The sequence below is a fragment of the Priestia sp. SIMBA_032 genome, from assembly GCF_046535215.1.
GTDB lineage: Bacteria > Bacillota > Bacilli > Bacillales > Bacillaceae_H > Priestia > Priestia aryabhattai.
In genome coordinates, this window is sequence record NZ_JAWRXD010000953.1 from 1 (window position 1) to 261 (window position 261).

1 protein-coding gene is annotated in these 261 nt (G+C 72.0%); it reads left to right on the top strand.

Annotated features, from left to right (window positions below; genetic code table 11):
* Window positions 1-261: hypothetical protein (locus SB717_RS37165; protein WP_486360806.1), on the top strand; the 261-nt coding region annotated here is incomplete at both ends.

The window sequence follows — 261 nt, forward strand, 5'->3', positions numbered from 1 at the left end:
GCGCTACATCCGCGACGCCGGGCCGGAGCTGGAGCGCCTCCACATGCTCACCCGTGCCGACGTCACCACGCGCAACAGGCGGAAGGCCGACCGCCTGGGGTTCGCGTACGACGACCTCGAGGCCCGCATCCGCGAGCTGCAGGAGCGGGAGGAGCTGGAGGCCGTCCGGCCCGACCTCGACGGCGAGCAGGTGATGGCCATCCTGGGTATCCGCCCGGGGCGCGAGGTGGGGCAGGCGATGAAGTTCCTGCTCGAACTGCG